The 26,540-nt window shown below is 68.5% G+C and carries 26 protein-coding genes and 1 tRNA gene; 14 read left to right on the top strand and 13 right to left on the bottom strand.

From position 1 onward, the window contains the following. Positions 1-92: 92 nt before the first annotated feature. The 4 genes from nhaA (at position 93) to ABZ532_RS05560 (ending at position 3,405) form a co-directional block, all read left to right on the top strand. Complete coding sequence (gene nhaA / locus ABZ532_RS05575) at positions 93-1,514, top strand: Na+/H+ antiporter NhaA (protein WP_361279800.1); 1,422 nt, start codon at positions 93-95, stop codon at positions 1,512-1,514. 84 nt (positions 1,515-1,598) lie between these two features. Beyond that, on the top strand, positions 1,599-2,114 hold the full coding sequence (locus tag ABZ532_RS05570) for a phage holin family protein (RefSeq protein ID WP_361279798.1): 516 nt from the start codon (positions 1,599-1,601) through the stop codon (positions 2,112-2,114). Beyond that, positions 2,111-3,115 (top strand): alpha/beta hydrolase, encoded by a 1,005-nt coding sequence (locus tag ABZ532_RS05565; RefSeq protein ID WP_361279796.1) that lies wholly within the window; start codon positions 2,111-2,113, stop codon positions 3,113-3,115. The genes ABZ532_RS05570 and ABZ532_RS05565 overlap by 4 nt, the downstream gene beginning before the upstream one ends. Before the next feature lie 110 nt (positions 3,116-3,225). Continuing rightward, positions 3,226-3,405, top strand: coding sequence for a hypothetical protein (locus tag ABZ532_RS05560; RefSeq protein ID WP_361279795.1), 180 nt, complete (start codon positions 3,226-3,228; stop codon positions 3,403-3,405). An 83-nt stretch (positions 3,406-3,488) separates the two neighbouring features. Here the strand turns inward: ABZ532_RS05560 and ABZ532_RS05555 are convergent, their stop codons facing one another. From ABZ532_RS05555 to nth, 3 genes are all read right to left on the bottom strand, one after another. Continuing rightward, on the bottom strand, positions 3,489-4,688 hold the full coding sequence (locus ABZ532_RS05555; protein WP_361279794.1) for a MarP family serine protease: 1,200 nt from the start codon (positions 4,686-4,688) through the stop codon (positions 3,489-3,491). A 69-nt stretch (positions 4,689-4,757) separates the two neighbouring features. Then, the gene (locus ABZ532_RS05550) at positions 4,758-5,450 is read right to left on the bottom strand and encodes a CoA pyrophosphatase (RefSeq protein ID WP_361279793.1); all 693 of its coding nucleotides are present in this window, start codon (positions 5,448-5,450) and stop codon (positions 4,758-4,760) included. 97 nt (positions 5,451-5,547) lie between these two features. After that, complete coding sequence (gene nth / locus ABZ532_RS05545; RefSeq protein WP_361279792.1) at positions 5,548-6,483, bottom strand: endonuclease III; 936 nt, start codon at positions 6,481-6,483, stop codon at positions 5,548-5,550. A gap of 193 nt (positions 6,484-6,676) precedes the next feature. Here nth and ABZ532_RS05540 point away from each other — a divergent pair, with 193 nt between their 5' ends. Next, positions 6,677-7,351, top strand: coding sequence for a Crp/Fnr family transcriptional regulator (locus tag ABZ532_RS05540; protein WP_108150862.1), 675 nt, complete (start codon positions 6,677-6,679; stop codon positions 7,349-7,351). A 129-nt stretch (positions 7,352-7,480) separates the two neighbouring features. Here ABZ532_RS05540 and ABZ532_RS05535 read toward each other — a convergent pair whose 3' ends face one another. From ABZ532_RS05535 to ABZ532_RS05515, 5 genes are all read right to left on the bottom strand, one after another. After that, on the bottom strand, positions 7,481-8,368 hold the full coding sequence (locus tag ABZ532_RS05535) for a prohibitin family protein (protein WP_361279790.1): 888 nt from the start codon (positions 8,366-8,368) through the stop codon (positions 7,481-7,483). 142 nt (positions 8,369-8,510) lie between these two features. After that, positions 8,511-9,353: an MBL fold metallo-hydrolase gene (locus tag ABZ532_RS05530; RefSeq protein WP_361279789.1), complete on the bottom strand. Its 843-nt coding sequence runs from the start codon at positions 9,351-9,353 to the stop codon at positions 8,511-8,513. Beyond that, positions 9,350-10,288: an NUDIX hydrolase gene (locus tag ABZ532_RS05525; RefSeq protein WP_361279788.1), complete on the bottom strand. Its 939-nt coding sequence runs from the start codon at positions 10,286-10,288 to the stop codon at positions 9,350-9,352. The genes ABZ532_RS05530 and ABZ532_RS05525 overlap by 4 nt, the downstream gene beginning before the upstream one ends. A gap of 155 nt (positions 10,289-10,443) precedes the next feature. Continuing rightward, positions 10,444-10,920 (bottom strand): RidA family protein, encoded by a 477-nt coding sequence (locus ABZ532_RS05520; RefSeq protein ID WP_361279787.1) that lies wholly within the window; start codon positions 10,918-10,920, stop codon positions 10,444-10,446. Continuing rightward, positions 10,920-11,078, bottom strand: coding sequence for a DUF4177 domain-containing protein (locus ABZ532_RS05515; protein ID WP_361279786.1), 159 nt, complete (start codon positions 11,076-11,078; stop codon positions 10,920-10,922). Before ABZ532_RS05515 ends, ABZ532_RS05520 begins: the two co-directional genes overlap by 1 nt. 103 nt (positions 11,079-11,181) lie before the next feature. Here ABZ532_RS05515 and ABZ532_RS05510 point away from each other — a divergent pair, with 103 nt between their 5' ends. Together ABZ532_RS05510 and ABZ532_RS05505 are read left to right on the top strand one after the other, a co-directional pair. Then, complete coding sequence (locus ABZ532_RS05510; protein ID WP_361279785.1) at positions 11,182-12,231, top strand: ArsA-related P-loop ATPase; 1,050 nt, start codon at positions 11,182-11,184, stop codon at positions 12,229-12,231. Further along, entirely contained in the window at positions 12,228-13,535 is a 1,308-nt protein-coding gene (locus ABZ532_RS05505; protein ID WP_361279784.1) for an ArsA family ATPase, read from the top strand. The genes ABZ532_RS05510 and ABZ532_RS05505 overlap by 4 nt, the downstream gene beginning before the upstream one ends. A 95-nt stretch (positions 13,536-13,630) precedes the next feature. Here the strand turns inward: ABZ532_RS05505 and ABZ532_RS05500 are convergent, their stop codons facing one another. Further along, positions 13,631-13,975, bottom strand: a complete 345-nt coding sequence (locus tag ABZ532_RS05500) for a WhiB family transcriptional regulator (RefSeq protein ID WP_030353248.1) — start codon at positions 13,973-13,975, stop codon at positions 13,631-13,633. Positions 13,976-14,600: 625 nt separating this feature from the next. Here ABZ532_RS05500 and ABZ532_RS05495 point away from each other — a divergent pair. After that, positions 14,601-16,856 carry a transglycosylase domain-containing protein gene (locus ABZ532_RS05495; protein ID WP_361279783.1) on the top strand — a complete coding sequence of 752 codons (2,256 nt, stop codon included), beginning with the start codon at positions 14,601-14,603 and terminating at the stop codon, positions 16,854-16,856. A gap of 99 nt (positions 16,857-16,955) precedes the next feature. Here ABZ532_RS05495 and ABZ532_RS05490 read toward each other — a convergent pair whose 3' ends face one another. Beyond that, positions 16,956-17,420 (bottom strand): GatB/YqeY domain-containing protein, encoded by a 465-nt coding sequence (locus ABZ532_RS05490; protein ID WP_361279781.1) that lies wholly within the window; start codon positions 17,418-17,420, stop codon positions 16,956-16,958. Positions 17,421-17,695: 275 nt separating this feature from the next. Between ABZ532_RS05490 and ABZ532_RS05485 the strand changes: the two genes are divergently transcribed. From ABZ532_RS05485 to ABZ532_RS05470, 4 genes are all read left to right on the top strand, one after another. After that, positions 17,696-18,058, top strand: a complete 363-nt coding sequence (locus ABZ532_RS05485; protein WP_361279780.1) for a hypothetical protein — start codon at positions 17,696-17,698, stop codon at positions 18,056-18,058. Then, positions 18,055-19,392: a glycosyltransferase 87 family protein gene (locus ABZ532_RS05480; protein ID WP_361279779.1), complete on the top strand. Its 1,338-nt coding sequence runs from the start codon at positions 18,055-18,057 to the stop codon at positions 19,390-19,392. The genes ABZ532_RS05485 and ABZ532_RS05480 overlap by 4 nt, the downstream gene beginning before the upstream one ends. Beyond that, positions 19,287-20,216: a metallophosphoesterase gene (locus ABZ532_RS05475; RefSeq protein WP_361279777.1), complete on the top strand. Its 930-nt coding sequence runs from the start codon at positions 19,287-19,289 to the stop codon at positions 20,214-20,216. Before ABZ532_RS05480 ends, ABZ532_RS05475 begins: the two co-directional genes overlap by 106 nt. Positions 20,217-20,384: 168 nt before the next feature. Next, positions 20,385-20,458, top strand: a tRNA-Pro gene (locus ABZ532_RS05470). A gap of 120 nt (positions 20,459-20,578) precedes the next feature. On the opposite strand, the gene ABZ532_RS05465 is transcribed toward ABZ532_RS05470, so the two are convergent. Together ABZ532_RS05465 and ABZ532_RS05460 are read right to left on the bottom strand one after the other, a co-directional pair. Further along, positions 20,579-20,800, bottom strand: a complete 222-nt coding sequence (locus tag ABZ532_RS05465) for a hypothetical protein (RefSeq protein ID WP_361279776.1) — start codon at positions 20,798-20,800, stop codon at positions 20,579-20,581. A gap of 235 nt (positions 20,801-21,035) precedes the next feature. Beyond that, entirely contained in the window at positions 21,036-22,301 is a 1,266-nt protein-coding gene (locus tag ABZ532_RS05460; RefSeq protein WP_361279775.1) for a protein-glutamine gamma-glutamyltransferase, read from the bottom strand. 636 nt (positions 22,302-22,937) lie between these two features. Between ABZ532_RS05460 and ABZ532_RS05455 the strand changes: the two genes are divergently transcribed. Both ABZ532_RS05455 and ABZ532_RS05450 read left to right on the top strand, forming a co-directional pair. After that, entirely contained in the window at positions 22,938-23,381 is a 444-nt protein-coding gene (locus ABZ532_RS05455; protein WP_361279774.1) for an HNH endonuclease, read from the top strand. Positions 23,382-24,191: 810 nt separating this feature from the next. Beyond that, on the top strand, positions 24,192-25,355 hold the full coding sequence (locus ABZ532_RS05450) for an NAD-dependent formate dehydrogenase (RefSeq protein WP_361279773.1): 1,164 nt from the start codon (positions 24,192-24,194) through the stop codon (positions 25,353-25,355). A gap of 744 nt (positions 25,356-26,099) precedes the next feature. Here the strand turns inward: ABZ532_RS05450 and ABZ532_RS05445 are convergent. Further along, on the bottom strand, positions 26,100-26,540 hold a 441-nt coding region (locus ABZ532_RS05445; RefSeq protein ID WP_361279772.1), incomplete at its 5' end, for a DNA-directed RNA polymerase subunit alpha C-terminal domain-containing protein.

Here is a 26,540-nt window from a genome sequence, read left to right as displayed (position 1 = left end):
TGCGTCAACAACCCAACAAAGAACCTCAGGTGCGCCGGGAAGTCTGGTCGGCATGTGCTTCGCCCTGCCTATCCGACCGGAGGTCTCCACCCGTGGCCGCGCCCCCACCCGCACCGACGCCCGCCAACCAGGCCTCGGGACCGCGTAAGTTCCTCGGACGTCTCTCCCTCCCCGAGCGGAACTTCGTGGCTGAGGCGCTGCGCGCCGAGACCGTCGGGGGCATCCTGCTGCTGGCCGCCGCGATCGCCGCGATCATCTGGGCGAACACCCTGGGTGCCTCCTACGAGGCTGTGAGCGACTTCCATTTCGGCCCCGCGGCACTCGGCCTCGACCTCTCCGTGGAGCACTGGGCGGCGGACGGACTGCTCGCCATCTTCTTCTTCGTCGCCGGCATCGAGCTCAAGCGGGAGCTGGTCGCCGGTGAGCTGCGCGACCCCAAGGCCGCCGCGCTTCCCGTCGTCGCCGCCATCTGCGGTATGGCCGTGCCCGCTCTCGTCTACACCCTGGTCAGCATCGCGGGCGGCGGTTCCACCGCGGGCTGGGCGGTGCCGACCGCGACCGACATCGCCTTCGCCCTCGCCGTACTCGCCGTGATCGGCACCTCGCTGCCGTCCGCCGTACGGGCGTTCCTGCTCACCCTCGCCGTCGTCGACGACCTCTTCGCGATCCTGATCATCGCGATCTTCTTCACCGCGGACCTGAACTTCGCCGCACTGGGCGGGGCAGTCGTGGGACTCGGCGTGTTCTGGCTACTGCTGCGCAAGGGCGTGCGCGGCTGGTACGTGTACATCCCGCTGGCTCTGGTGATCTGGGGCCTGATGTACAACAGCGGCGTCCACGCCACCATCGCCGGGGTCGCCATGGGCCTCATGCTGCGCTGCACCAGGCAGGAGGGGGAGCCGCATTCCCCCGGTGAGCACATCGAGCACCTCGTACGACCGGTCTCGGCCGGAATCGCCGTACCGCTGTTCGCCCTGTTCTCCGCCGGTGTCAGCGTCTCGGGCGGCGCACTCCAGGAGGTCTTCACCAGGCCGGAGACTCTCGGCGTGGTGCTCGGCCTGGTAGTCGGCAAGACCATCGGCATCTTCGGTGGCACCTGGCTCGCCGCCCGCTTCACCAAGGCCGAGCTCAACGAGGACCTGGCCTGGGCCGATGTCTTCGCCGTGGCCTCACTGGCCGGCATCGGATTCACCGTCTCGCTGCTCATCGGCGAGCTCGCCTTCGCCACCGACACCGCCCTGATGGACGAGGTCAAGGCCGCGGTGCTGGCCGGTTCGGTCATCTCCGCCGTCTTCGCCTGTGTACTGCTGAAGCTGCGGGTACGCACCTACCAGGCGCTGTGCGAGGAGGAGGAGCGCGACGAGGACCACGACGGCATCCCGGACATCTACGAGCAGGGCAAGCCGGAGTACCACCTGAGGATGGCCGCGCTCTACGAGGCGAAGGCCGCGGAACACCGCCGCAAGGCGGAACTGGCGGGGGCATGGCGCGGCGACGGCGACAGTCCGGCATGATCTGACTACAGATCTCAACGGATACGCAGATACGCAGTGAAGACGACCGAAACCGAAGCAGAGATGATGAAGAGGGAGTCAGCGATGAGCGACCCCGGCAGCGGCGCACCGAAGACCGCCGGCACCGTCGAAGTCACCGGCGACACGGTCGGACCGGTCCGGCTGATCGGCCCCGACCGGACACTCGGCCAGCTGGTCGCCACGGCGACCGCCGAGATGTCGGCCCTGGTGCACGACGAGATCGCACTGGCCAAGGCGGAGCTCCGCCAGGACGTCAAGCGCGGGGTGACCGGTGGTGCGGCCATCAGCGTGGCGGGAGTGCTCGCACTGTTCTCGCTGCCGGTGCTGAGCTTCGCCGCCGCCTACGGGATCCACAATCTCGGCCTCGGTCTCGCCTGGTCATTCCTGATCGTCGGAGCGGCGTTCCTGCTGATCGCGGGGCTGCTGGCATTGATCGCCACGTCCAAGTTCAAGAAGGTGAAGCCTCCGGAGAGGTCCATCGCCTCTGCGAAGCAGACCGCCGCTGTCCTGGGGAACGTCAAGCCGCACCCCCGTCAGGACCAGGAGGCGTCCACAGCTGTGGCACGCTCATCTGCATGACGGTCCCTGAATCAAGCCCCGACGGTCCTGGCGGCCCCGGCGCCCGCGGCAACGCTCCCAGCAACGGCGCGGGCTCCGGCAATGGCTCGGGCTCTGGCGGCCCCGTGCGTATCGAGGGCCCCTGGACCCATCGGGATGTCGCGGCCAATGGCGCGCGCTTCCACATCGCCGAGCTGGGCGACGGGCCGCTGGTGCTGCTCCTGCACGGCTTTCCTCAGTTCTGGTGGACCTGGCGGCATCAGCTCACGGCACTCGCCGACGCCGGGTTCCGGGCCGTGGCCATGGACCTGCGCGGTGTGGGCGGCAGCGACCGTACGCCGCGGGGCTACGACCCGGCGAACCTCGCGCTCGACATCACCGGTGTGGTGCGTTCGCTGGGCGAGCCGGACGCCGCGCTGGTCGGGCACGACCTGGGCGGCTACCTCGCCTGGACCGCGGCGGTGATGCGCCCCAAGCTGGTGCGCAGGCTCGTGGTCTCGTCGATGCCGCACCCGCGCCGCTGGCGTTCGTCGATGCTCGGCGACTTCGCGCAGAGTCGCGCCGGTTCGTACATCTGGGGCTTCCAGCGGCCTTGGCTGCCCGAGCGTCAACTCGTGGCTGATGACGCGGAGCTGGTGGGCCGTCTGATCCGGGACTGGTCCGGGCCGCGGCAGCCGGATGACGACGCGATCGAGGTGTACCGGCGGGCGATGTCCATTCCCTCGACGGCGCACTGCTCGATCGAGCCGTACCGCTGGATGGTTCGCTCACTCGCCCGCCCGGACGGCATCCAGTTCAATCGCCGGATGAAGCGCCCGGTACGGGTGCCGACGCTCCATCTGCACGGCTCCCTGGACGCAGCGGTGCGTACGCGCAGCGCCGCGGGATCGGGTCAGTACGTCGAGGCGCCGTACCGCTGGCGGCTCTTCGACGGCCTTGGCCACTTCCCCCATGAGGAGGATCCGGGGGTGTTCTCCAAGGAGCTCGTCGGCTGGCTCAAGGACCCCGAGCCCGACCGCTAAGCGGACCGCCGACGAACAGACGTACGACGAACGGGTATTGCCTCGCGCATAGGCCAATTGGCGGGCCGGGATGCGATTACCGACCTTGGGGCCCGGGCACACGTCGGGGTATGGGCTGGACGCACGACTACGCTGACACAGCACGCAACTCCCGCTCGGCCTCCGCGCCGATCGGCTACGAGAGGGGCGGCTCGCAGACGCAGGGCCACGATCCCCGGCTCGGGATCCCCCGTATCCTCCGGCGCCGGGCCCGCTGGGTCTCGGCACGGCTGCGCCATCCGCGCGGCTGACGCGACAGCATTCCGGCGGTCGAGCCGGCAGGTCGTCGTATCCGTGTCCGACGGGGGCGCCGCGAGGCGGCGCCCCGTAGATGTCACAAGGCGCAGCCCTGGCTGTCGACCTGCTGGTTGGCCCGGGTGCCAAGCGTGATGTCATCGCGGATCTCGTCGGCCGTCAGCGCGTAGCCGGTGTTGGCGTCGTCACGCGACCGGGCGAAGATCACCCCGTAGACCTCGCCCTCCGGGGTGAGCAGCGGCCCGCCCGAGTTCCCCTCGCGGACGGTCGTGAACAGCGAGTAGACATCGCGGCGCACCTCGCCCCTGCGATAGATGTCCGGGCCGTCGGCGTCGATACGGCCACGGACCCGGGCCGACCGCACGTCGTACCCGCCGTTCTGCGGGAAGCCCGCGACGATCGCACTGTCACCCGTACGAGCGTCGGTCCCGGTGAACGGGAGCGGAGTGGCCTTGAGGTCCGGGACGTCGAGTACGGCGATGTCGCGCTGCCAGTCGTAGAGGACGACCTTCGCGTCGTAGAGGCGGCCCTTACCACCTATCTGGACGGTCGGCTCGTCGACGCCACCCACGACATGCGCATTGGTCATGACCCGGCGCTCGGCGAACACGAAGCCGGTGCCTTCCAGGACCTTGTTGCAGCTCGTGGCCGTGCCGACGACCTTGACGATCGAACGCTGGGCGCGCGTCACCACCGGGCTGCTGACAAGCGCCGGATCGGGCGCGCGCACCTCGGTGATGGGTTCCTTGGCGAACGGGCTGAAGACCTGCGGGAAGCCGTTCTGCGCGAGGACGGAGGAGAAGTCGGTCGTCCAGGTGGCGGCCTCGGCGGGCAGCACCTCGGAGACCCCGAGGAGGACCTTCGAGTTTCGGACCTCCTTGCCGAGGGTCGGCAGGGAGGTGCCCGCGAGGGCGGAGCCGATGAGCCAGGCGACAAGGAGCATCGCGACCACGTTGACCAGCGCACCGCCCGTGGCGTCCAGGGCACGCGCCGGGGACCACGTGATGTACCGGCGGAGCTTGTTGCCGAGGTGGGTGGTGAAGGCCTGCCCGACCGAGGCGAAGACAATCACGATCACGACGGCGACGATAGCGGCTGTGGTGGAGACCTCGGCCTCATCGGTCAGCTGGTCCCACACGACCGGCAGCAGGTAGACGGCGATGAGTCCGCCGCCGAGGAAGCCGATCACCGAGAGAATGCCGACGACGAAGCCCTGGCGGTACCCGACGATCGCAAACCACACGGCGGCTACCAGCAGCAGGATGTCCAGCACGTTCACCGTCGTTTGCCTCGCAGTTTCGTTGTCCGGCACTCCGTCCGGCTGGGGTTCGGCACGTGAGCAACGGTCTCATGGCCGCCAATCGAGCGGGACCTGCTTCCCGCGGTCCCAGGGGCGCTCCCAACCGGCGAAATGCAGGATCCGGTCGATCACCCCCGCCGTAAAACCCCAGACCAGCGCGGATGCGACCAGGAACGCGGGTCCCCGGAAGCCGCTGGGATGGACGGCCGTCGCCCGATTTGCCGGATTCGTGAGATCCGCCACGGGAACGGTGAAGACCCGGGCGGTCTCCGCGGGGTCGACGGCGGCGACCGGACTGCGGTCGCGCCACCAGCCGAGGACGGGTGTGACGACAAAGCCGCTCACCGGGATGTAGAGCCGGGGCAGCACGGCGAAGAGCTGTACGCCGGCCGGATCCAGACCGGTCTCCTCCTCGGCCTCCCGCAAGGCGGCGCGCAACGGGCCGGACGTGGCGGGGTCACCGTCCACGGGATCAAGGGCGCCGCCGGGAAAGGAGGGCTGCCCGGCATGCGAGCGCAGGCTGCTGGCGCGCTCCATCAGCAACAGCTCGGGCCCCTGCGCGCCTTCGCCGAAGAGCACCAGCACGGCGGACTGACGACCGCCGTCGTCGGGGGGAAGAAAGCGGCTGAGCTGCTCGGGAGCGACCGTCCTGACGGCCTCGGCCACCGGGAGCAGCCAGTCGGGCAGCCCTTCGCTCGTCACGGCCAGCTCGCCGTCGTACATCTCGTCCGTGCGTGTCATGAGCACCCCCGTCGTGTGCAACGCGTACCGCGTCCAGGATCGTTCCTGACCCCGGTCCGCTGCCCGCGGCCGGCCCCGGACAGGGAGCCGGACAGTGTCATGAAGCGCCCAGCGGAGGGGCGGGTTTGCCGGGATAGTCCGGCGGCGGATTCAACCGCTGGCCCGGATAGCCGCCCATCTCGTACTTGAGCAGCTTCTTCGCCTTTTCCGGGTCCGTCTCGCCCTCGCCGTACGACGGGCACAGGTGGGCGATCGGGCATGCACCGCAGGCGGGCTTGCGTGCGTGGCAGATGCGGCGGCCATGGAAGATGACCCGGTGGGAGAGCATCGTCCACTCACTCTTGGGGAAGATCGCCGCGATCTCGGCCTCGATCTTGACCGGATCCTCCTGCGTGGTCCACTTCCACCGGCGGGCGAGCCTCATGAAGTGGGTGTCCACGGTGATCCCGGGGACGCCATAGGCGTTGCCCAGCACTACGAACGCCGTCTTACGGCCCACTCCCGGCAGCCCGACCAGGTCTTCCAGGCGCCCCGGGACCTCGCCGCCGAAGTCGTCACGAAGGGCGGTGGACAGGCCGATCAGGGACTTGGTCTTGGCCCGGAAGAAGCCGGTGGGCCTGATGAGCTCCTCCATCTCCTCCGGAACGGCCGCGGCCATGTCCTCGGGAGTGGGGTATCTGGCGAAGAGCGCGGGAGTCGTCTGATTGACGCGCAGGTCGGTGGTCTGGGCGGACAGCACCGTGGCCACCAGCAGCTGGAAGGGATTCTGGAAGTCGAGCTCAGGGTGGGCGTACGGATACACCTCGGCCAGCTCACGGTTGATGCGCCGGGCGCGCCGGACCATCGCAAGCGGGGACTCCGGCTTCGCGGCAGCCTTCCTGGCGGCGACCGCCTTCGAAGAGGAGGGCTTCCTCTTTGCCTCTTTTGCTACTTTTGTCGGCGTGGGCGAATCATGTTCGCCCACAGCGGAATCTTGCTCCCCTGGCACTCTTCCGGCCCCCTTGGCCTGCACTCCCACCGGCGAATTGGACACCCGGCCAGCCTAAAGGCCGCCACCGACATCCGCCCCGGGCATGGCCGATCACCACCCGAATCGACCCCTGAAGCACAACGGGACACGCCGGTGCGTCAGACTTGTGATGGATCCTTGTGATTGATCGCACTGTTTTGCTGTGCGGCATCATGGGGAGCACCGTCCCCTGAGCAGGTCGACAAGGAGAGAACTCGTGGACGACGTTCTGCGGCGCGCCCCGCTCTTCGCGGCGCTCGATGACGAGCAGGCCGCGGAGCTCCGCGCCTCGATGAGTGAAGTGACACTCGCCCGCGGCGACGCGCTCTTCCACGAGGGCGACCCCGGGGACCGCTTGTACGTGGTCACCGAGGGCAAGGTGAAGCTGCACCGCACCTCGCCCGACGGCCGCGAGAACATGCTGGCGGTGCTCGGCCCCGGCGAGCTGATCGGCGAGCTCTCGCTGTTCGACCCGGGTCCGCGTACGGCCACGGCCAGCGCGCTGACGGAGGTCAAGCTGCTCGGCCTCGGCCACGGCGACCTCCAGCCCTGGCTCAACGCCCGCCCCGAAGTGGCCACGGCACTGCTGCGTGCCGTCGCGCGCCGACTGCGCAAGACCAACGACCAGATGTCCGACCTGGTCTTCTCCGACGTCCCGGGCCGTGTCGCCCGCGCCCTCCTCGATCTGTCGCGCCGCTTCGGCGTGCAGTCCGAGGAAGGTATCCACGTCGTTCACGACCTGACCCAGGAGGAGCTGGCCCAGCTCGTCGGCGCCTCCCGCGAGACGGTCAACAAGGCACTCGCCGACTTCGCCCAGCGCGGCTGGCTGCGCCTGGAGGCGCGCGCCGTGATCCTGCTGGACGTGGAGCGCCTCGCGAAGCGCTCGCGCTAGCAACGTCGGCGGGCATCGGCCCAGCGACGGCTCGGTGCCGACACACACGGAAACGCGCGGATGGGCGCCCCCGGACTGATTCGGGGGCGCCCATCCGCGTTTCGGTTTCGGGTTTCGGGAGAGCTGAGGTCAGCGCTTCGTACCGTCGACGATCAGCGGGTTTCCGCTGCCACCGCCGCAGGGGACCGCGTAGACCGGGTTCTTGGCAGCTGCCTCCCGGAAGGCGTCGATGCACTGGTTCATGATCACCTTGTCCGTGAGCGAGTCGTTGAGGATCTTGTTCGCCCTGGCGATGCCCTCCGCCTCGATACGGCGGCGCTCGGCCTCCGCCTTGGCCGTACGAGCAGCCTCGGTCGCCCGCTCCGTCGCCTGCTGCTGCTGGATCTTGCGATCGATCTGGCCCTGGAGACTGTCCGACGGCCGCACATTGCGCAGGTTCACCGTGGTCACTTCAATACCGCGCGGGGCCAGCCGCTCCTTGATCAGACCACCGATCTCGGTGTTGATCTTCTCTCGGGCCGAGGCGTAGCCCTGCTCACTCGTGTAGCGGGCGAACACGTTGCGGATGATCTCCCGGCTGTCCGGGTAGACGAGCCGCTGCTGGATGGCGTCCTCGCTGCCCGCCAGCCGGTAGAGTTCCACGGCCTTCGCGGGGGTCACCGCCCATTTCACGGTCACCTCCGCGTACATCACGCCGCCCTGGCTGGACCGCACCTCGACCACCTCCTTGTCGGAGAGATTGAGGTCGACCGGACGGGTGGAGAAGGTCGTGACGTTGGTGAACGGCGACCTCAGATGCATGCCGGAGGTCAGGGGCGAGCCGACCTTTCCAAAGGTCACGGGCACACCGACCTCGTACGCGCTGACGACGTAGACACAGCTGGTGATGCCCGCGAACAGACCGGCGATCAGCGCGGCCGCCGCGCCTATCCTGAGCCCGCGGCGGCCGTCGTTGCCGCGGGATACGACGAACAGCACCACGGCGGCAATGACGAGCAGGATGAACAGGACGAACACCGTGATTCCCCCCAGGGATGAAATGCCGAAAGTAAGCGGAGCGTAAGACACGGCGGGGCGCCGCCCACAGGTGGGGGAGGTCTTCGCGAGTGAGGGGATTCAGCCGCCTTGCCAACCCGGATCAGTCGCCGTCGGTCTGGGCTCAGCCCGTCTCCGGAATCAGGCCGTGCTCCCGCAGGTACTCGATCTGCGCGCGCACCGAGAGCTCGGCAGCCCCCCACAGCGACCGGTCGACGTCGGCGTACACATGCGCCACCACGTCGGCCGCCGTGTGGTGGCCGTTCTCCACGGCCGTCTCGACCTGGGCGAGTCGATGTGCGCGATGGGCGAGATAGAACTCCACCGCGCCCTGCGCGTCCTCCAGGACCGGACCATGCCCCGGGAGCACCAGGTGCACCCCGTCGTCGACGGTGAGCGAGCGCAGCCGCCGCAGTGAGTCGAGGTAGTCCCCGAGGCGGCCGTCGGGGTGGGCGACCATCGTCGTGCCGCGCCCCAGGATCGTGTCGCCGGTCAGGACGGCGCGGTCGGCGGGCAGATGGAAGCAGAGCGAGTCGGAGGTGTGGCCAGGCGTCGGGACCACCCTCAGCTCAAGACCACCGGTGCGGATCACATCGCCGGCCGCGAGCCCCTCGTCGCCGAGGCGCAGCGCCGAGTCGAGGGCACGCACCTTTGTGCCGGTCAGCTCGGCAAACCTGCCCGCGCCCTCCGCATGGTCCGGATGTCCGTGTGTCAGCAGGGTCAGCGCGACCCGCTTCCCCGCCTTCTCGGCCATCGCGATGACATTCCGCAGGTGCGCGTCGTCGAGCGGCCCGGGGTCGATGACGACCGCGAGTTCGGAGTCGGGCTCGGCGACGATCCAGGTGTTGGTGCCGTCCAGGGTCATCGCGGAGGCGTTGGGAGCCAGGACGTTCACCGCCCGCGCGGTCGCCGGCCCTGACACGACGGCGCCGCGCGGCTGGCCGGGGAGGGCTGCGGCGTCGCTCATCGGGGGTCTCCAGCGGCTCCGGCAGATCCGGCAGATCCGTTCGGTTCGACGGGAGAGGGGGGCGGCATGGGCGAGGCGGGAGCGGTGGGGATGTGCTTGGTGAACTCGTCGTGGCCGGGCCAGCTCAGCACGACTTCACCCGCCTCCAGCCGCGCCTGCGCGAGGACGGGCGTGAGGTCCTGGCCGACCGCCGCCGCGAGGGCGTCCGCGGCGGCTCCGTACCGTACGAGCACCCGCAGGGTCGCGATCGTCGGCGGCATCATCAGCAGCTCGCCCTTGTCATACCCCGCGGCGGCGTCCACCGGCCGGATCCAGACCGTGCGGTCGGCCTCCGTCGAGGCGTTCCGGGTCCGCTGGCCCCGCGGGAGGGCGGCGACGAAGAACCAGGTGTCGAAACGGCGTGGCTCGAACTCCGGGGTGATCCAGCGCGCCCAGGCGCCCAGCAGATCCGAGCGCAGCACCAGGCCCCTGCGGTCCAGGAACTCGGCGAAGCCCAGCTCCCGGTTGACCAGCGCGGCCCGGTCCGCCTCCCAGTCGTCCCCGGTGGTGTCCCCGATGACCGTGTCCGCGGTCTCGCCGGCGAGCAGGACGCCCGCCTCCTCGTAGGTCTCGCGTACCGCCGCGCACACGATGGACTGCGCGGAGGCCTCGTCCTCGACTCCGAGCCTGACCGCCCATTCGGCCGGGGAAGGGCCGGTCCAGCCCACCGGCCTGGCGTCCCGCTCGTCCACTCCGCCGCCCGGGTAGGCGTACGCACCTCCGGCGAAGGCCATGGAGGCGCGACGGCGCAGCATATGGACGTGCACGCCCTCGGAGGTGTCCTTGAGCAGCATGACGGTGGCCGCGCGCCTCGGGCTCACGGCGGCGAGCTCGCCGGCGGCGAGCGCCCTGATCCGCTCGGGCCATTCCGGTGGGTACCACTGACCATTGGACATGGGCGGATGCTATGCGCTTACGCGTGGATGTTCGAGGGGTGGCCGACACGCACGACAAGCGGGGCGTCCGGGAGGGACGCCCCGCTGTACGAACCACTACGGACCATTCAGTCCGCGCAGCCCTGCACGAGCTGCCCAGCCCCTGGACGAGCTGCTCAGTCCTGGACGAGCTCGACCTGGACCTCGACCTCGACCGGGGCGTCCAGCGGCAGCACCGCCACGCCCACCGCGCTGCGGGCGTGCACCCCCTTGTCACCGAGCACCGCGCCGAGCAGCTCGCTGGCACCGTTGATGACGCCCGGCTGGCCGGTGAAGTCGGCAGCGGAGGCGACGAAGCCGACGACCTTCACGACCCGTGCGATGCGGTCCAGGCTGCCGGCGACGGACTTCACGGCGGCGAGCGCGTTGAGCGCGCAGGTGGCGGCCAGTTCCTTGGCCTCCTCCGCCGTCACCTCGGCACCGACCTTGCCGGTTACCGGGAGCTTGCCTTCCACCATGGGGAGCTGCCCCGAGGTGTAGACGTACGGCCCCGACTGCACGGCCGGCTGGTAGGCGGCCAGCGGCGGGACGACCTCCGGGAGCGTGAGGCCGAGCTCGGCGAGCTTCGCCTCTACGGCGCCCGCCCCGGCCATCAGACCCTCTCCCGCTTCAGGTAGGCCACGAGCTGCTCGGGGTTGTTCGGCCCGGGGACGACCTGGACGAGCTCCCAGCCGTCCTCGCCCCAGGTGTCCAGGATCTGCTTGGTCGCGTGCACGAGAAGGGGCACGGTCGCGTATTCCCACTTGGTCATGGAGCCGACTTTAGCCGCCCGGGCGCACGGTCTCGTGACGCGGGACCACAAGGGTCCTGGGTCTCGTGCGTAGCGCACGGGCCGACTGGTTAGGCTCGAAGACGTGAGCAGGCTTCAGGTCGTCAGCGGCAAGGGCGGTACCGGTAAGACGACGGTCGCCGCCGCCCTTGCGCTCGCCCTCGCCACCGAGGGGAAGCGCACACTTCTTGTGGAGGTCGAGGGCAGACAGGGCATCGCACAGCTATTCGAGACGGAGGCGTTGCCGTACGAGGAACGCAAGATCGCGGTCGCTCCGGGTGGTGGCGAGGTCTTCGCGCTGGCCATCGACGCCGAGCGGGCGCTGCTCGACTACCTCCACATGTTCTACAAGCTGGGTACCGCGGGCCGGGCGCTGAAGAAGCTCGGTGCGATCGACTTCGCGACCACCGTCGCTCCTGGTGTCCGGGACGTGCTGCTGACCGGCAAGGCCTGCGAGGCCGTACGTCGCCGCACCTCCGACTCGAAGAACGGCCAGGGCCGTTACGCCTACGACTACGTCGTGATGGACGCCCCGCCCACCGGCCGGATCACCCGATTCCTGAACGTCAACGACGAGGTGGCGGGGCTGGCCAAGATCGGTCCGATACACAATCAGGCCCAGGCCGTGATGCGGGTCCTCAAGTCCCCCGAGACCGCTGTCCACTTGGTGACCCTGCTGGAGGAGATGCCCGTCCAGGAGACCGCGGACGGCATCGCCGAGCTCCGTGAAGCGGATCTCCCCACCGGGAACGTGATCGTCAACATGGTGCGGCCGCACATTCTGGACGAGGAGGCGGTCCGTACGGCGGCGACCGCCGCCCGTCGCAAGGACATCGCCAAGTCGCTGACGGCTGCCGGGGTGAGCGGGGCGGCCAGGCTGGTCGGCCCGCTACTCGAGCAGGCCGCCGAACACGCGCAGCGTGTGGAGCTGGAGCGCGAGCAGCGCACCGCGCTCGGCTCGCTGGGTCTGCCGACGTATGAGCTGCCGCTGCTGAGCGAAGGAGTCGACATCGCCGGGCTGTACCAGCTCGCCACCGAGCTGCGGAAACTGGGCGTGAACGGCGACACCGGTATGAACGGTGACGTCGGCGACAGCAGCGACAGGGACAACGGGAACAGCTGGGAGAACGGATGACGCCGCCGTCCATGACACAAGGCAGCTCCCTGGAAGACGGGCCGTCACTCGCCATCGACCCGCTGCTCGACGACCCGGGCACCCGCATCATCGTGTGCTGCGGCGCGGGCGGCGTGGGCAAGACCACGACTGCGGCCGCCCTGGGCGTACGGGCGGCGGAGCGCGGGCGCAAGGCGGTCGTGCTGACCATCGACCCGGCGCGCAGGCTCGCCCAGTCGATGGGTATCGATCTGCTCGACAACATCCCGCGCCGGGTCGACGGCATCCCGGGCGAGGGCGAGCTGTACGCGATGATGCTGGACATGAAGCGGACCTTCGACGAGATCGTCGAGGCGCATGCGGATCCGGCGCGGGCCCGCGCGATCCTGGAGAACCCCTTCTACCAGTCCCTGTCGGCAGGCTTCGCGGGCACGCAGGAGTACATGGCGATGGAGAAGCTGGGGCAGCTCCGGGCCCGCGAGGAGTGGGACCTGATCGTGGTCGACACGCCGCCGTCGCGCTCGGCCCTGGACTTCCTGGACGCTCCCAAACGGCTCGGGTCGTTCCTGGACGGCAAGTTCATCAAGCTGCTGATGACCCCTGCGAAGATGGGCGGCCGGGCCGGGATGAAGTTCCTGAACGTCGGCATGTCGATGATGACCGGCACGCTCGGGAAGCTGCTGGGCGGTCAGCTGCTGCGGGACGTCCAGACCTTCATCGCTGCCATGGACACGATGTTCGGCGGCTTCCGTACCCGCGCGGATGCCACCTATCGCCTGCTCCAGGCGCCCGGCACCGCGTTCCTGGTGGTCGCCGCCCCGGAGCGGGACGCGCTGCGCGAGGCTGCGTACTTCGTGGAACGGCTGGCGGCGGAGGAGATGCCGCTGGCTGGGCTGGTGCTCAACCGGGTGCACGGAAGCGGGGCTGCCAGCCTGTCGGCCGAGCGGGCGCTTGCCGCCGCGGAAAATCTTGATGAGGCCGGCATTGTGGATCAGGAGCCCGGGAAGACTGGTGTTCGTGGCTCCACGGGCACCTCTCCCACCGTGGAGTCCAGTCCTGAGGACTCAGAAGCCCCCGTACGTTCTCCTACGGCTCCCACCGCTCCCACGGAACAACTGACCGCGGGTCTGCTGCGCCTGCATGCCGAACGGATGCAGGTGCTCGCCCGTGAGCAGCGGACCCGCGACCGGTTCAGGACACTCCATCCGGAGGTCGCAGTGGCCGAAGTGGGGGCCCTGCCCGGCGATGTGCACGACCTCGCGGGGCTCAGAGCCATCGGTGAGCAGCTCGCGACCGGTGGTGCTCCGGCCGGAGCTGCGCGCTAGGCAGCCGGACAGGCGTGGGGGCTTGCCGAGCACACGCCCCGCCCGGACCGGACGGGACCTGACCGACAGCCGAGCCGACTGCCTGCTTCGACTACCTACCCGACTGCCGCATACGTCTCGTACGTCTCGTCGTCCTCCAGGCCCACGGGCAGGAGGCCCGCGCTCCGCTCGTACTCGGTACGCGCGGTCTCAAGGAGCCTGCGCCAAGAGGTGACCGTGGGGCGCCTGCGCAGCAGTGCGCGCCGCTCCCTCTCGGTCATTCCGCCCCAAACGCCGAATTCGACACGATTGTCGAGCGCATCAGCCAGGCACTCGGTACGCACCGGACATCCGGTGCATACTGCCTTGGCCCTGTTCTGCGCCGCTCCTTGCACGAACAGTTCATCCGGATCGGTAGTGCGGCAGGCTGCCTGCGCACTCCAGTCGGTTACCCAGCCCATTCCGGCGCCGTCCTCTCCCGAATCGAGGCTCCCCCACGGCGGCAAGCGGCATATTCACCGCTGCCAGTTGAGGACGTTACGGAAGGCGGGCACAGCGCAACACCCCCTTCGGGCCCAATCTTGAATGGCCCGAACGGACTATGGGTACGCGGCAGATCACCCAGGGGAGTGAGCGGAGGGCATAAGCGACTATTCCGGCATTCAGCCTGACTTTCATGAAGGCGCGCCTGGGAACAGCTTGGGAAATGCCCTGAGCTTGCCTTGAAGGTGTCCGCAGGGGGCGGCGGGGGTATTGATACGCGACCGCATTGCCGTGACAGTTGAGGGCAGCTTAGGCCAATGCCTGTCTGCGTGTCCGGAGAATGAGAACGTCGGCATCACGGGTCACACGTGTCACTCCTCACCGGTCACACCAGGACGCCGCCCCACAGCCGTTCACTGTCGCCCCGCTGCTCGCACACACACGGCAGCCCCTGGCTGCCGGTCACACCAGACCATCTCCTTGCCGTTCGAGTCGCGTAAACCTCGAACCTCCTGGCCTCGGATGTCACGGTCTGGTACTCGAACACCTCCAGAGGCCCCCCGCTCCTGCGGCACGCCCCGCATGACGGATTAGGCTGCCCCCATGGCAAACAAGCGCTCGGGCGGAGGTCTGACAGGGACCCAGCAGGCCGCCAAGTTCATCGGCGTCAGTGTGCTCTCCGGAGCAGTGATGGCGGGCCTCGCCCTGCCTGCCGCCGGCGCACTGGGTCTCGCGGCCAAGGGGACCGTCGAGGGTTTCGACACGATTCCCGCCAACCTGAAGACGCCCCCGCTCAGTCAGCGCACCACGATCCTGGACGCCGAAGGCGACCAGATCGCCACCGTCTACTCCCGCGACCGCACGGTCGTCCCCCTCAAGGACATCTCCCCTCATATGCAGCGGGCGATCGTCGCGATCGAGGACGCGCGCTTCTACAACCACGGCGCGGTCGACCTGAAGGGCCTGCTGCGTGCGGCCAACCGGAACGCCCAGGGGGGCACCGTCAAGCAGGGCGGCTCCACCCTCACCCAGCAGTACGTCAAGAACGTCTTCGTCGAGGAGGCCGGGGACGATCCGGACAAGGTCGCCCAGGCCACCCAGCAGACCATCGGCCGCAAGGTCCGCGAGCTCAAGTACGCGATCCAGGTCGAGGAGGAGCTCGGGAAGAAGAAGATCCTCGAGAACTACCTCAACATCACCTTCTTCGGCCAGCAGGCGTACGGCGTCGAGGCGGCTTCCAAGCGCTACTTCTCCAAGTCCGCCAAGGACCTGAACCTGGAGGAGTCGGCTCTGCTGGCGGGGATCGTGCAGTCCCCCAGCAAGTACGACCCGGTCAACGACAAGAAGACGGCCACCATTCGGCGCAACACGGTGTTGCAGCGGATGGCCGACGTCCGTGCCATCTCGCAGCAGGAGGCGGACAAGGCCAAGGCCAAGGCGATCACGCTCAACGTCAGCAGGCCCAAGAACGGCTGCATCACGTCCGTCGACGGTGCGGGCTTCTTCTGCGACTACGTGCGCAAGACGGTGCTCTCCGACCCGGCGTTCGGAAAGTCGGCGGAGGAACGCCAGAAGCTGTGGGACCTCGGCGGTCTGACCATCAGGACCACGCTCGACCCGCAGGCGCAGAAGGCCGCCAACGAAGCCGCCACGGCGAAGGTCAACAAGGACGACAAGGTCGCGGCGGCCGTCGTCCAGCTCCAGCCGGGCACCGGCAAGATCCTGTCGATGGGGCAGTCGCGCCCGTACGGCCTCGATCAGAACCGTCACGAGACAGTGCTCAACCTGTCCGTCGGCAGCAAGATGGGCGGCACGACCTACGGCTTCCAGGTCGGCTCGACCTTCAAGCCGATCACGGCGGCGGCGGCGCTGGAGAAGGGGCTCAGCCCGGCCCAGTCGTTCTCCAGCGGCTGGAAGATCTCCATGCCCATGAGCTCCTTCACCGAGTGCTCGGGCGCCCCTGCCGGGAGCGGCACCTGGCCCGTGCAGAACGAGCTGGAGTCGGAGACCGGCAGCTGGGACATGACGAGCGCTCTCGGCAAGTCCATCAACACCTACTTCGCCAAACTGGAGCAGATGACCGGGCTCTGCGAGACGGTCGAGATGGCGAAGAAGGTGGGCTACAAGACGGGCAACGGCAAGAAGATCACAGAGAACCCCTCGATCACCCTCGGCTCCATCGAGAGCACCCCGCTGTCGATGGCCGCCGTCTACGCCACCTTCGCCAACCGCGGCACGTACTGCTCGCCGGTCGCCATCGAGTCGGTGACCACGGCGGAGGGCAAGAACCTCAGGGTGCCGAAGTCCGAGTGCTCCAAGGCGATGAGCGAGCACACCGCGGACACCGTCAACCAGATGCTCAAGGGCGTGGTCGAGGACGGCACCGGCACCCAGGCCGGGCTCAGCGACCGGGACAACGCGGGCAAGACGGGTACCACCAACGATCGTAAGGACGCCTGGTTCGTCGGATACACGCCGAACCTCTCCACCGCTGTGTGGGTCGGTGACGACGTCGGCGAGAAGACGCCGATGTTCAACATCCGGATCGGCGGCCAGTACTACGACAAGGTCTGCGGTGGCTGTCTGCCGGGCCCGATCTGGAAGATCGCGATGACCGGGGCGCTGGACGCGTCCGAGACCCCGTCCTTCACCGCCGTCGACCTGCCGCGCGGTGAGGCGCGCGACGGAGACGAGCAGGAGCGCGACGGAGACGGCGACCGGAAACGGCGCAAGCGCGACCGTGACAGGGGACGTGACGACGACGGCGACCAGGGCCCCATCCCCGGTATCTCCCTTCCGCCCGGCATCATCGGCGGCTCGGACGGCGGGCCCGCCAACGACACCGGGGGCCGGGACTAGGAGCTGCGGAGTGGGGCGGGAGTTCTACTCCCGCCCCACTCCGCAGGCCCTTGGCGGAGGGCTCCTGGATCCTGTGAAAACCTCACAGAGGCTTCCTGATCAGCCCGCCAGCAGCTTCTTGACCGCAGCCGCGACCCGGCCGCCCTCGGCCTTGCCTGCCACCTTCGGGTTCACGATCTTCATGACGGCACCCATGGCGCGAGGCCCCTCGGCACCCGCCGTACGAGCCTCCTCGACGGCCTGTGCCACGACGGCGTTCAGCTCGTCGTCCGACATCTGCTTCGGCAGGTAGGCGTCGAGGAGCTCGCCCTCCTGCCGCTCCCGCTCCGCCTGCTCGGTACGACCGCCCTGAGTGAAGGCCTCGGCCGCCTCGCGGCGCTTCTTGGCCTCCTTGGCGATCACCTTCTGGACCTCGTCATCGGAGAGCTCGCGCGCCTCCTTGCCCGCGACCTCCTCCTTGGTGATCGCGGCGAGGGTCAGCCGGAGCGTCGACGAGCGCAGTTCGTCGCGCGCCTTGATCGCGTCGGTGAGGTCATCGTGAAGCTTGGACTTGAGCGTGGTCATGCCCTTGATTGTGGCAGGTACGCGCCCTGCGCCGCCCGCGCATTTCGCCATGCCGGCCGGCCTTCGCGTATCCACCCACGCGGCTGGCGGGACTGGTGCCGCCACAGCGGGAACGGCTACGGCCGCGGCCCCAGCTGCACAGCGGCGTGCCCTCCACCCCGGATCCGTCACGCGGCCGAAGGACAGGAGCCGGGCTGGAGAGCGCCGGTAGCAGCCTCCCGGAATTCACCGTTCCAGCCTGGCAGCCAGCCGATACCGCCACTACGGTGCTCGCCGTGATCGCCTTCTGGCGGTGGCACCACCGACGCCGCCCGGTCTACGCGCTCGGTCCGGGCCTGACCGCACTCGCCCTCCTCAGACCGGCGTTCCGCCCTTGGTATGTACTGTGGGGGCTGTTCCTGATCGCCGCCGCCGCGCCCAACGGCTCGGTACGGCTGCGTCGCGCCGCGGCCGTGGCAAGCGGTGTGCTGGCGCTCGCCGTACTGCCGAGCGGATTCGCACCCCACCGCGCACAGTTGATGCTCGCTGTCGGCGGCGGCGCGGCAGCCGTACGCGTGTCGTGGTGCGCCAACCGGCCGGCCGCCCGGGGTTCCTCGGGACCGCGCCGCCGTACCGAACTGCTGGGGAGCCCCGCATGAGACCGCCGTCCACCGCCCTGGGCAGGGTCTCCGCGGCATTCGCCCTCACTGCCGTTGTCGCAGCTTTTCTCATCTTCGTACCGCTGCACCGCCACTGGTTCGACCTGAAGGTCTATTACGGCGCCGTCGGCTACTGGGGGGAAGGCGGCCGGATCTACGACTACCTCAAGCCAGGCACGCACTACGGCTTCACCTACCCGCCCTTCGCGGCGCTGGTCATGCTGCCGATGATGGCGGTCGGCTGGTACAGCGCCATAGCGATCAGCCAGTCGCTGAACATCGTGGCTGCGGCGGTCATCCTCTACATCTGCGCCGATGCCACGATCCGTCGCGAGGGCTGGACCCGGTGGTTCACTTATGCCGTCCTGGCCTGCCTCTTCGCCTGGATGGAGCCGGTGCGCGACACCGCGAGCTTCGGCCAGGTCAATCTGCTGCTGCTGGCGCTCGTCCTCGCCGACGCCTGGCTGCTGACCTCGGCCACGGCGCGGGCCCGCCGACTGCACCGGCTGGCAGGGCTCGGCATCGGGCTCGCCGCCGCGATCAAGCTCACCCCGGCGATCTTCATCGTCTATCTGCTGGTCACCCGGAGGCTGCGGGCGGCCGGTACGGCCATCGCCGTCGCGGGCGGGGCGACCGCACTCGCCGCCTGGGCGGACCGGGAAGCGTCACGGACGTTCTGGACCGAGGCGATGTGGAACACCGACCGTGTCGGCTCTCTCGCCTTCGTGTCCAACCAGTCCTGGCAGGGCATGCTGGCCCGGCTCACCGAGCCCTTCGCCGAGCCGAGCCGAGCCATCTGGGCCCTCGGCGTCCTGCTGCTGCTGTCCCTGTGGGTCTGGCGCGCCAGACGCGCCGTCGCGGCCGGTGACGAACTGGCCGGCTTCGCCCTGACGGGTATCACCGCCTGCCTGGTGAGCCCCGTCACCTGGGTGCACCACCTGGTGTGGCTGATCCCCGGCATAGCGGTGCTCGTGGACGCCGGGCTGCGCTCCGCGCCGGGCGGGGAACGGCGCAAGCGGCTGCTGCTGGCCGCCGCGACCAGCTATCTGCTGCTCTGCAGCAGCATCGTCTGGCTTTGGCGATGGAACCAGGGCGGCATCCCCGGCATCATCGGCAGCAACGCCTATGTATGGATCTCCCTGGCCCTGCTGCTCCTGCTTCCCTTCCGGGCAGTCAGGGACGGGTACGGGTCGCATGACCACACGGGCCTGTCTGCAACGATGGACGCATGCGCGCACGCTACGGAGTCCCCCTCACCATCACGGCCGTCGGCGCCGCAGGCCTCGCCTACGCCGCCGGATACGAAGCCCGCTCCTTCCGGCTCCGGCGTGTGACGATCCCCGTCCTGCCCCGTGGGATGCGCCCCCTGCGTGTGCTCCAGGTCTCCGACATCCACATGGTGTGCGGCCAGAACAAGAAGCGCGCCTGGCTCCAGTCGCTGGCGAGCCTGCGACCCGACCTCGTCGTCAACACGGGCGACAACCTCTCGGACACCGAGGGCGTACCCGAGGTACTGGACGCGCTGGGCCCGCTCTTCGACTTCCCCGGCGTCTACGTCTTCGGCTCCAACGACTACTACGGCCCGAGGCTGCGCAACCCCGCCCGCTACCTGCTCGAGAAGGCCCAGGGCCGCCACGGCCTCAACGGCAACGCTCCCGCGGTCGGCGTCGTCCACAATCCGTGGGAGGACCTGCGCGACGCCTTCGACGCGGCAGGCTGGCTGGGCCTGAGCAACGCACGGGGCCGGCTCAAGCTGGACGGCGGCATCGAGCTCGCCTTCACCGGCCTGGACGACCCCCACATCAAACGGGACCGCTACGCCCACGTCGCCGGCGGCCCGGCCCGGGACGCCGACTTCTCCATGGCCGTCGTCCACGCCCCCTACCTGCGCACCCTGGACGCCTTCACAGCCGACGGATACCCCCTGGTCCTCGCCGGCCACACCCACGGCGGCCAGCTCCGCATCCCCTTCTACGGCGCCCTGGTCACCAACTGCGACCTCGATACGGACCGAGCCCGGGGCCTGTCCACCCATACATCGACCGGCCGGACCGCATACCTCCACGTCTCCGCAGGCTGCGGCACCAACCGCTACACCCCGGTCCGCTTCGCCTGCCCTCCGGAGGCCACCCTGCTGACCCTGACCCCGCGCCCTTAAGTACCCGCCCTCGACCCGCCCACCGGCTCCCCCGCCGGCCCACCGGATCGGCCCACCGGATCGGGACGACCTGCAGCGACGTGCCACCTGGTAGCCCGGAAAACCGGATTTCGTCTCCGGGCGCTGGTGGGCTAAAGTAATCGACGTCGCCGCGAGAGCGAGCGACATCGGGGTGTAGCGCAGCTTGGCAGCGCGCTTCGTTCGGGACGAAGAGGTCGTGGGTTCAAATCCCGCCACCCCGACGCTAAAATACCAGGTCAGAGCCGGTGTCTTGCAAAAGACACCGGCTCTGCTTGTTTCTCCCCACCCTCTCGGGAGAATCCTGGGAGGAATCTCCGCCGAAACGGCTCCCCCGCTCGCTCCTACGCGCGGCCCCGCAGCAGCGCGTCGAGGACGGCCACGGGCGACCCCGGCGCCATCCGCCGGCGCGCGTCGAGCGACTCCTCCCACATGCCGGTCAGACCGCCGAGAAGCTCCCGGCGCATCTCCGCGGTGATGTGGGAGTACCGGGCCTGGACCGACCCGTCCTCGTGCCCCGTCCGCTCGTCCTTCACCTTCGGCGGCGTCCTCAGCTCATCCGTCATCGTCTTGTGGCTGTGCCGCAGCCCGTGCGGCGATGGGGACCATCGGGTGGGAGAACCGCGGGATTCTGCGGTCCGGCTGCCGGCGCTGCTTACGGGGGGTACCAAGGGCGAGGCTCCCCGGAACACGGTTCCGGGGAGCCTCGCCCTTGGTGGATCAGGAGAGCGGTCGCCCTGCCCTCAGCACGCTGGCAGAAGGCACTCCTGGGCGCCAAGAGTGTACGGGAGCGGCGGACGGTTACCGCCAGCCCTGCGTCACCTTGTCGGGTGCGGTGTTCCAGCTCTTCGGGATGAAGGTGACCATGTAGGCGCCGCGGTCGAAGTCGGCGTAGCCGGACGACCAGTTCTGGAACCTGCTCTCGTACACGTTCATCGGACCCATGTCGCCATTGGGGTTGTGGAAGTGGTTGGCGTGGGTCCAGATCGTCTTGTCGGCAGCGGGCTCCTTCTGGTCGCCGAACCAGCCGTAGTCGAAGTTGACGAAGCTCTCGCCGGGCTTGGTGGCGCTGCGCGAGGTGTTCCGGTCCTTCGACATGTCGACGAGGCCGGTGGCCTGGCTGGGGCGGAAGCCCTCGGGGTCGCCGAACTTCCTCTTGTCGGCGGAACTGCGCGGGTCCTGGGCACTCCAGAAGTGCTTCGAGTAGATGACGGCCTTCATCTTGGAGGGATCGGAGTTTCCTCCGTTCTTGTCCCTGAACGACGGCGTGTTGCGCAGCGCCGCGTAGAAGTTCGAGCGGCCGTCCTCGTTGACCAGGGCGTCGTTCGTCTTGCCGAGCTCCGCCTTGAGTTTGGTGAGGTAGGCGTTCTCGTCGCCGGAGCCTTCGAGGGCCTTGTTCATGACGGACGCGACATCGCGAGCCCGCTTGAAGCCCTTCTCCTCGTCGAAGCTCTGCTTGGCTATGCGCCCCTCGAATTCGGCCTGGGTTTCACCGGGGTGGGGGCTGGTGTTCTTGACAGCGTCCTTGTACTTGTTCTCGTCGAAGAACGCAAAACCCAGCTTGTTCGTCGGGTAGTTTCCGGAATTCACCCACGTGACGCCGACGCAGCCGTAGGCGAGTGCCTCTCGCTGCGCTTTGGTCATCTGCTGCCGCTGACCGTCGCGCTGGCTGTACACCTGCTGCCACTTGCGTATGTAGTTGCCGACCGCGGTCGAGGCCCTGCCTCCGTAAACCTGGTACGGGTCGGGCATCCGGTCCAGCGGCTCCGCCGGCGGGGTCTCCATCCCGCCGCCCGCCGTGGCCCTGGAGGGCGCGGAGGCGTTCGGCGGCACGGATCCCGTGGGCTTTCCGGGCTGCCCGAGGCTCAGCGCCTTCTCGTTCAGGGTGTTGATGCGCACGACATCGGCCGCGGTGAGTCCGTGGTTTTCGGCGTAGGAGCGCACCGCCTCCCCGGCGGGAACCCCGGTGGGAACTTCGGCGGCGTGGCCGACCGATGGGACGAAACCGGCGGTGCACATCACTACGGCCACAGCGGTGAAGGTGAGGGACTTCGAGCGTCTGTACATGAAGGTCAAGAACTCCACTACGGTGAAATCGAATGAACGGAGGCGTGAGTGTGCGAGAGGGCAGCTGCTTAGGAACGGCGTGCCAGGCGGGAGCGCGTGCGGAACTCGCGCCCACCGGGAATGGCACTTCGTGGCATCTAGCGGCGCCTCAAGGCGCCTGGGAGGCTTATGCGGCGGCTATTGCCGAACACATTTCTTACTCCCGAACAGATAGTCAGATCGCACGAGGAAGGATGATGTCCTCCGCTCCACCCCCCTGCCAACTCCCCGCCGACGCCCGGCTGCAGAATCGGCCACGCCGCCGGATGGCCGCTATCCGGACAGGCGTCCGAGCCTGCCGGAGAGGTGCGCGGGCAGGGCGCCCCGGCGTTCCCCCTCCGTACGAGGACCTGCGGCACGGCCGGTCTCGACGCCCCTAATGCCGGACAGCGCAGTAACTGAGCGGTCACTGACGGGCAAGAATGCAGCTCAGTGGAGGTGATACGGGCGCCCAAGCTCCGGTCCACGGGCCCTGGGACACCGGCCGGAGCGACCGATACCCCCGACGGAACCGTCAGTTCTCCGCCACCGCTCCGGCGCTCCTCATCGCTCCGCGGGGCCTGCCACCCACCCTTGCCCCACACGAAACGGCCGATAATGACCCATCACGGGGCCCTGCAGGTAGCCGACCAGGAGGCATACGAGGACACCCCCGTCCCGCCGACGGTCCAGCAGACGCTACCCATCGCGGACCCGGCGCCGACCGGCGTGAGCACGCCGCAGCCGCTGGCCGGGAACGAGAGCCCGGAGCGCGTGACCAGCAGCGTCCAACGCATCGTGCGGAGCAGCACCGTAAAGCGGCAGGTGAAGGCTTGGCACGACCAGGCCTGCCAGATTTGCGGCCTGCCGGTCGAGCGACCGGGCGGCAAGTACAGCGAGGGTGCGCACATTCAGGCGCTCGGTAGTCCGCACAGCGGGCCCGACACAACTGAAAACGTGCTCTGCCTCTGCCCGACCTGCCACGTGCTCTTCGACGGGGGTGCCATCGTCCTCACCGACGACCTCACCATCGTCCGGACGGGCAGCCGGGCGGGAAGCTGAGGACCTCCCCCCAAGCACGGCATCAACCCTGCGTGTGTTGCTCTACACCGCGAGCGGTGGCGCCACTAGCTTCGGCTACGGGACAGGGCGTCCGCGTCGGTCTGAAGCGGCACTGCCACGCTGGGAGAACTATGGGGGAAAATTCCGGCAAGGAGACCCTTGGAAGCCTCCTGGAGCCAACGCTCTCCGAGGCTCTGACCTGCATATTTCTTGAGACAGTCGTGTGGACGTGCGGCTCGAACCTCATTCGGGACGAAGAGGTCGTGGGTTCAAATCCCGCCACCCCGAGAGTGAAACACCAGGTCAGGCCGGGTGCTGATAGATCAGCACCCGGCCTGACCTGTTTCTCAGGCGGCACGCCTCAGCACGCTTGGAGCCTCCGCCCCGCGTGCCGGAATCCCGGGCCAGGCTCAGCAACCACCGGAACCGGGTGCTCATCCTGACTGCCGCACCTGGGGTACCGCCCCGTTGCGCCCGGCTGAAAGAGCCAAGTAGCAAACATGGTCCGCAACAACTGGCACTGGGGGATCGACGCGCGACATGTCGATTGTGCCCCGCCATCCGCTACAAGCCGAAGAGGTGCTCACTTGTACGGACATCGCGAGGGGTCCCGCTTCCGTAGCGCCGCGGGGATAGATGGAAAAGGCTCACTGAAATAGCCGCATCCCCATCCACCGGAAGGCCTCCCTATTACCTCTGGGGGTGCAGCGTCGACGCACACTCGATAGGATTCAAGATCGTCGGCGTTCGATGGGTTTACCGGTGATCCACCCATCACCGGAGCAGTGGCCCTACCGATGGAGGACGGCCATGGCAAAAATCCTTGCGGTGCTCTACCCGGACCCCGTGGGCGGCTATCCCCCCGACTACGCCCGCGGCGGGATTCCCACCATCACCGGCTATCCGGACGGTCAGACCGCGCCGACCCCACAGGCCATCGATTTCACCCCGGGGCACCTCCTCGGCTGCGTCTCGGGAGAACTGGGGCTGCGCCGGTTTCTGGAAGACCGGGGTCACACCTTCGTCGTCACGAGCGACAAGGAGGGGTCTGACTCCGACCTGGACCGTGAGCTTCCCGACACCGACGTGGTCGTCTCGCAGCCATTCTGGCCCGCCTATCTGACCCCCGAACGCATCGCCGCGGCTTCCCGGCTCAGGCTCGCGATCACCGCGGGGATCGGCTCGGATCACGTCGACCTGCCGAGCGCCATCGCTCACGGCATGACCGTGGCCGAGGTGACATTCAGCAACAGCATCAGTGTGTCGGAGCACGCGGTGATGCAGATTCTCACCCTGGTGCACAACTACATGCCCGCTCACGAGTGGGTGACCACCAAGAAGGGCTGGAACATCGCCGACAGCGTCTCGCGCTCCTACGACCTCGAAGGCATGGACGTCGGCGTCCTCGGCTCCGGCCGAATCGGCAAGGCGGTACTGCGCCGCCTCAAGCCGTTCGGCGTCACGCTGCACTACTGCGACGTGCACCGGCTGGCCAAAGAGGTCGAGGAGGAGCTGGAGCTGACCTGGCATCCCGACGCCCGTTCGCTGGCCGCCTCCGTCGATGTGCTCTCGATCCATGCTCCGCTGCATCCACAGACGAGGAACCTCTTCGACGACGAGCTGATCGGGATCATGAAGCGCGGCTCGTACATCGTCAACACCGCACGGGCGCTCATCGTCAACCGGGACGCCGTGGTGCGGGCTCTCAGCAGCGGCCAACTGGCCGGTTACGCCGGGGACGTCTGGTACCCGCAACCGCCGCCGCCCGACCACCCCTGGCGCACCATGCCCTACGAGGCGATGACGCCGCACGTGTCCGGATCGACCCTCTCAGCGCAGGCGCGCTACGCGGCCGGTACGCGGGAAATCCTGGAGTGCTGGCTCGACGGGCGCCCCATCCGCCCGGAGTACCTGATCGTCGAAGGCGGTGGGCTCGCCGGGACGGGAGCGAGTTCCTACACAGTCACTCAATGACCGACACGGGCGGGGGATCTTCCGGCGGAGAAGAAATCAGCTGACGATTCAATAGAGACCCAGCACCCGGCCGCGAGTCGGTTCACGCACGATTTGCCGGGCGGGAGTTCGAAGCCTTCGCCACCGAACATCTCGGCGCCCACCTGGTGCTCGCTGGCACAGTGACGCAGGCCAAATCGCTCCTGACCACATCTCCATGTGGGCGATCGAGAGCGAGGAGAAGGCACGCGAGATCGCGGCGGCCTTCCATGCCGCTCTGCACGGTCTCCAGCAGCTTTACATCACTGTTCCGAGCCGGCACGGACGGGCCTGGCCTCCGAGGCTCCGGTTGACGCTCCATGGAGAAATCCTGGAGACGATCTTGAGGTTAGGTCCCTGAAGCGCCAGCGGAACCGACACAGCCCAACGCTCTGGCCCCACCTTTCACATAGGGCACAGGTGAGCGATCTCCCAGGAACTGATTCGGGACAAAGAGATCGTGGGTTCGAATCCCGCCGCCCCGACAGCTGAAACACCAGGTCAGGGCCGGTCTTCCTGCAAGGAAGACCGGCCCTGATTCGTTCCCCGGCATACGTGGCCAGTCGTGCGTCCCGGTAGAGACGGCGGCCGCCTTCGCCACCCTTGATCAGGCCCGGAGGGCTTGGGCGCCTGTTTCTCCGCCGGTGGGTCTACGGGGAGCCAGGTGCGGGAGGCCGGTGCTCAACGCTGTTCCGGCCTACCCTGGTTCCCCGCGACCCGGTGCACTCAGTACTGCTCGGTCTCCACGAAGCCCGCGTCCGCGCTGTCGTCGGCGCCGAAGGCGTCCGCGGCGGCGGTCGGGTCGAATCCGGGCGGGCTGTCCTTGAGGGCCAGGCCCATGCCGGCCAGCTTCGCCTTGACCTCGTCGATCGACTTCGCACCGAAGTTGCGGATGTCGAGCAGGTCGGCCTCGGAGCGCGACAGAAGCTCACCCACCGAGTGGACGCCCTCGCGCTTGAGGCAGTTGTAGGAGCGGACCGTGAGCTCGAGCTCCTCGATCGGCAGCGCCAGGTCGGCGGCAAGGGCGGCGTCCGTCGGGGACGGGCCCATGTCGATGCCCTCGGCGTCGATGTTGAGCTCACGGGCCAGACCGAACAGCTCGACCAGGGTCTTGCCGGCCGACGCCATGGCGTCACGCGGACGCATGGCCTGCTTGGTCTCGACATC

Source organism: Streptomyces sp. NPDC019396 (assembly GCF_040632375.1).
In the GTDB taxonomy this organism is placed as follows: Bacteria; Actinomycetota; Actinomycetes; order Streptomycetales; family Streptomycetaceae; genus Streptomyces.
This window is presented reverse-complemented; position numbering and strand designations above follow the sequence as displayed.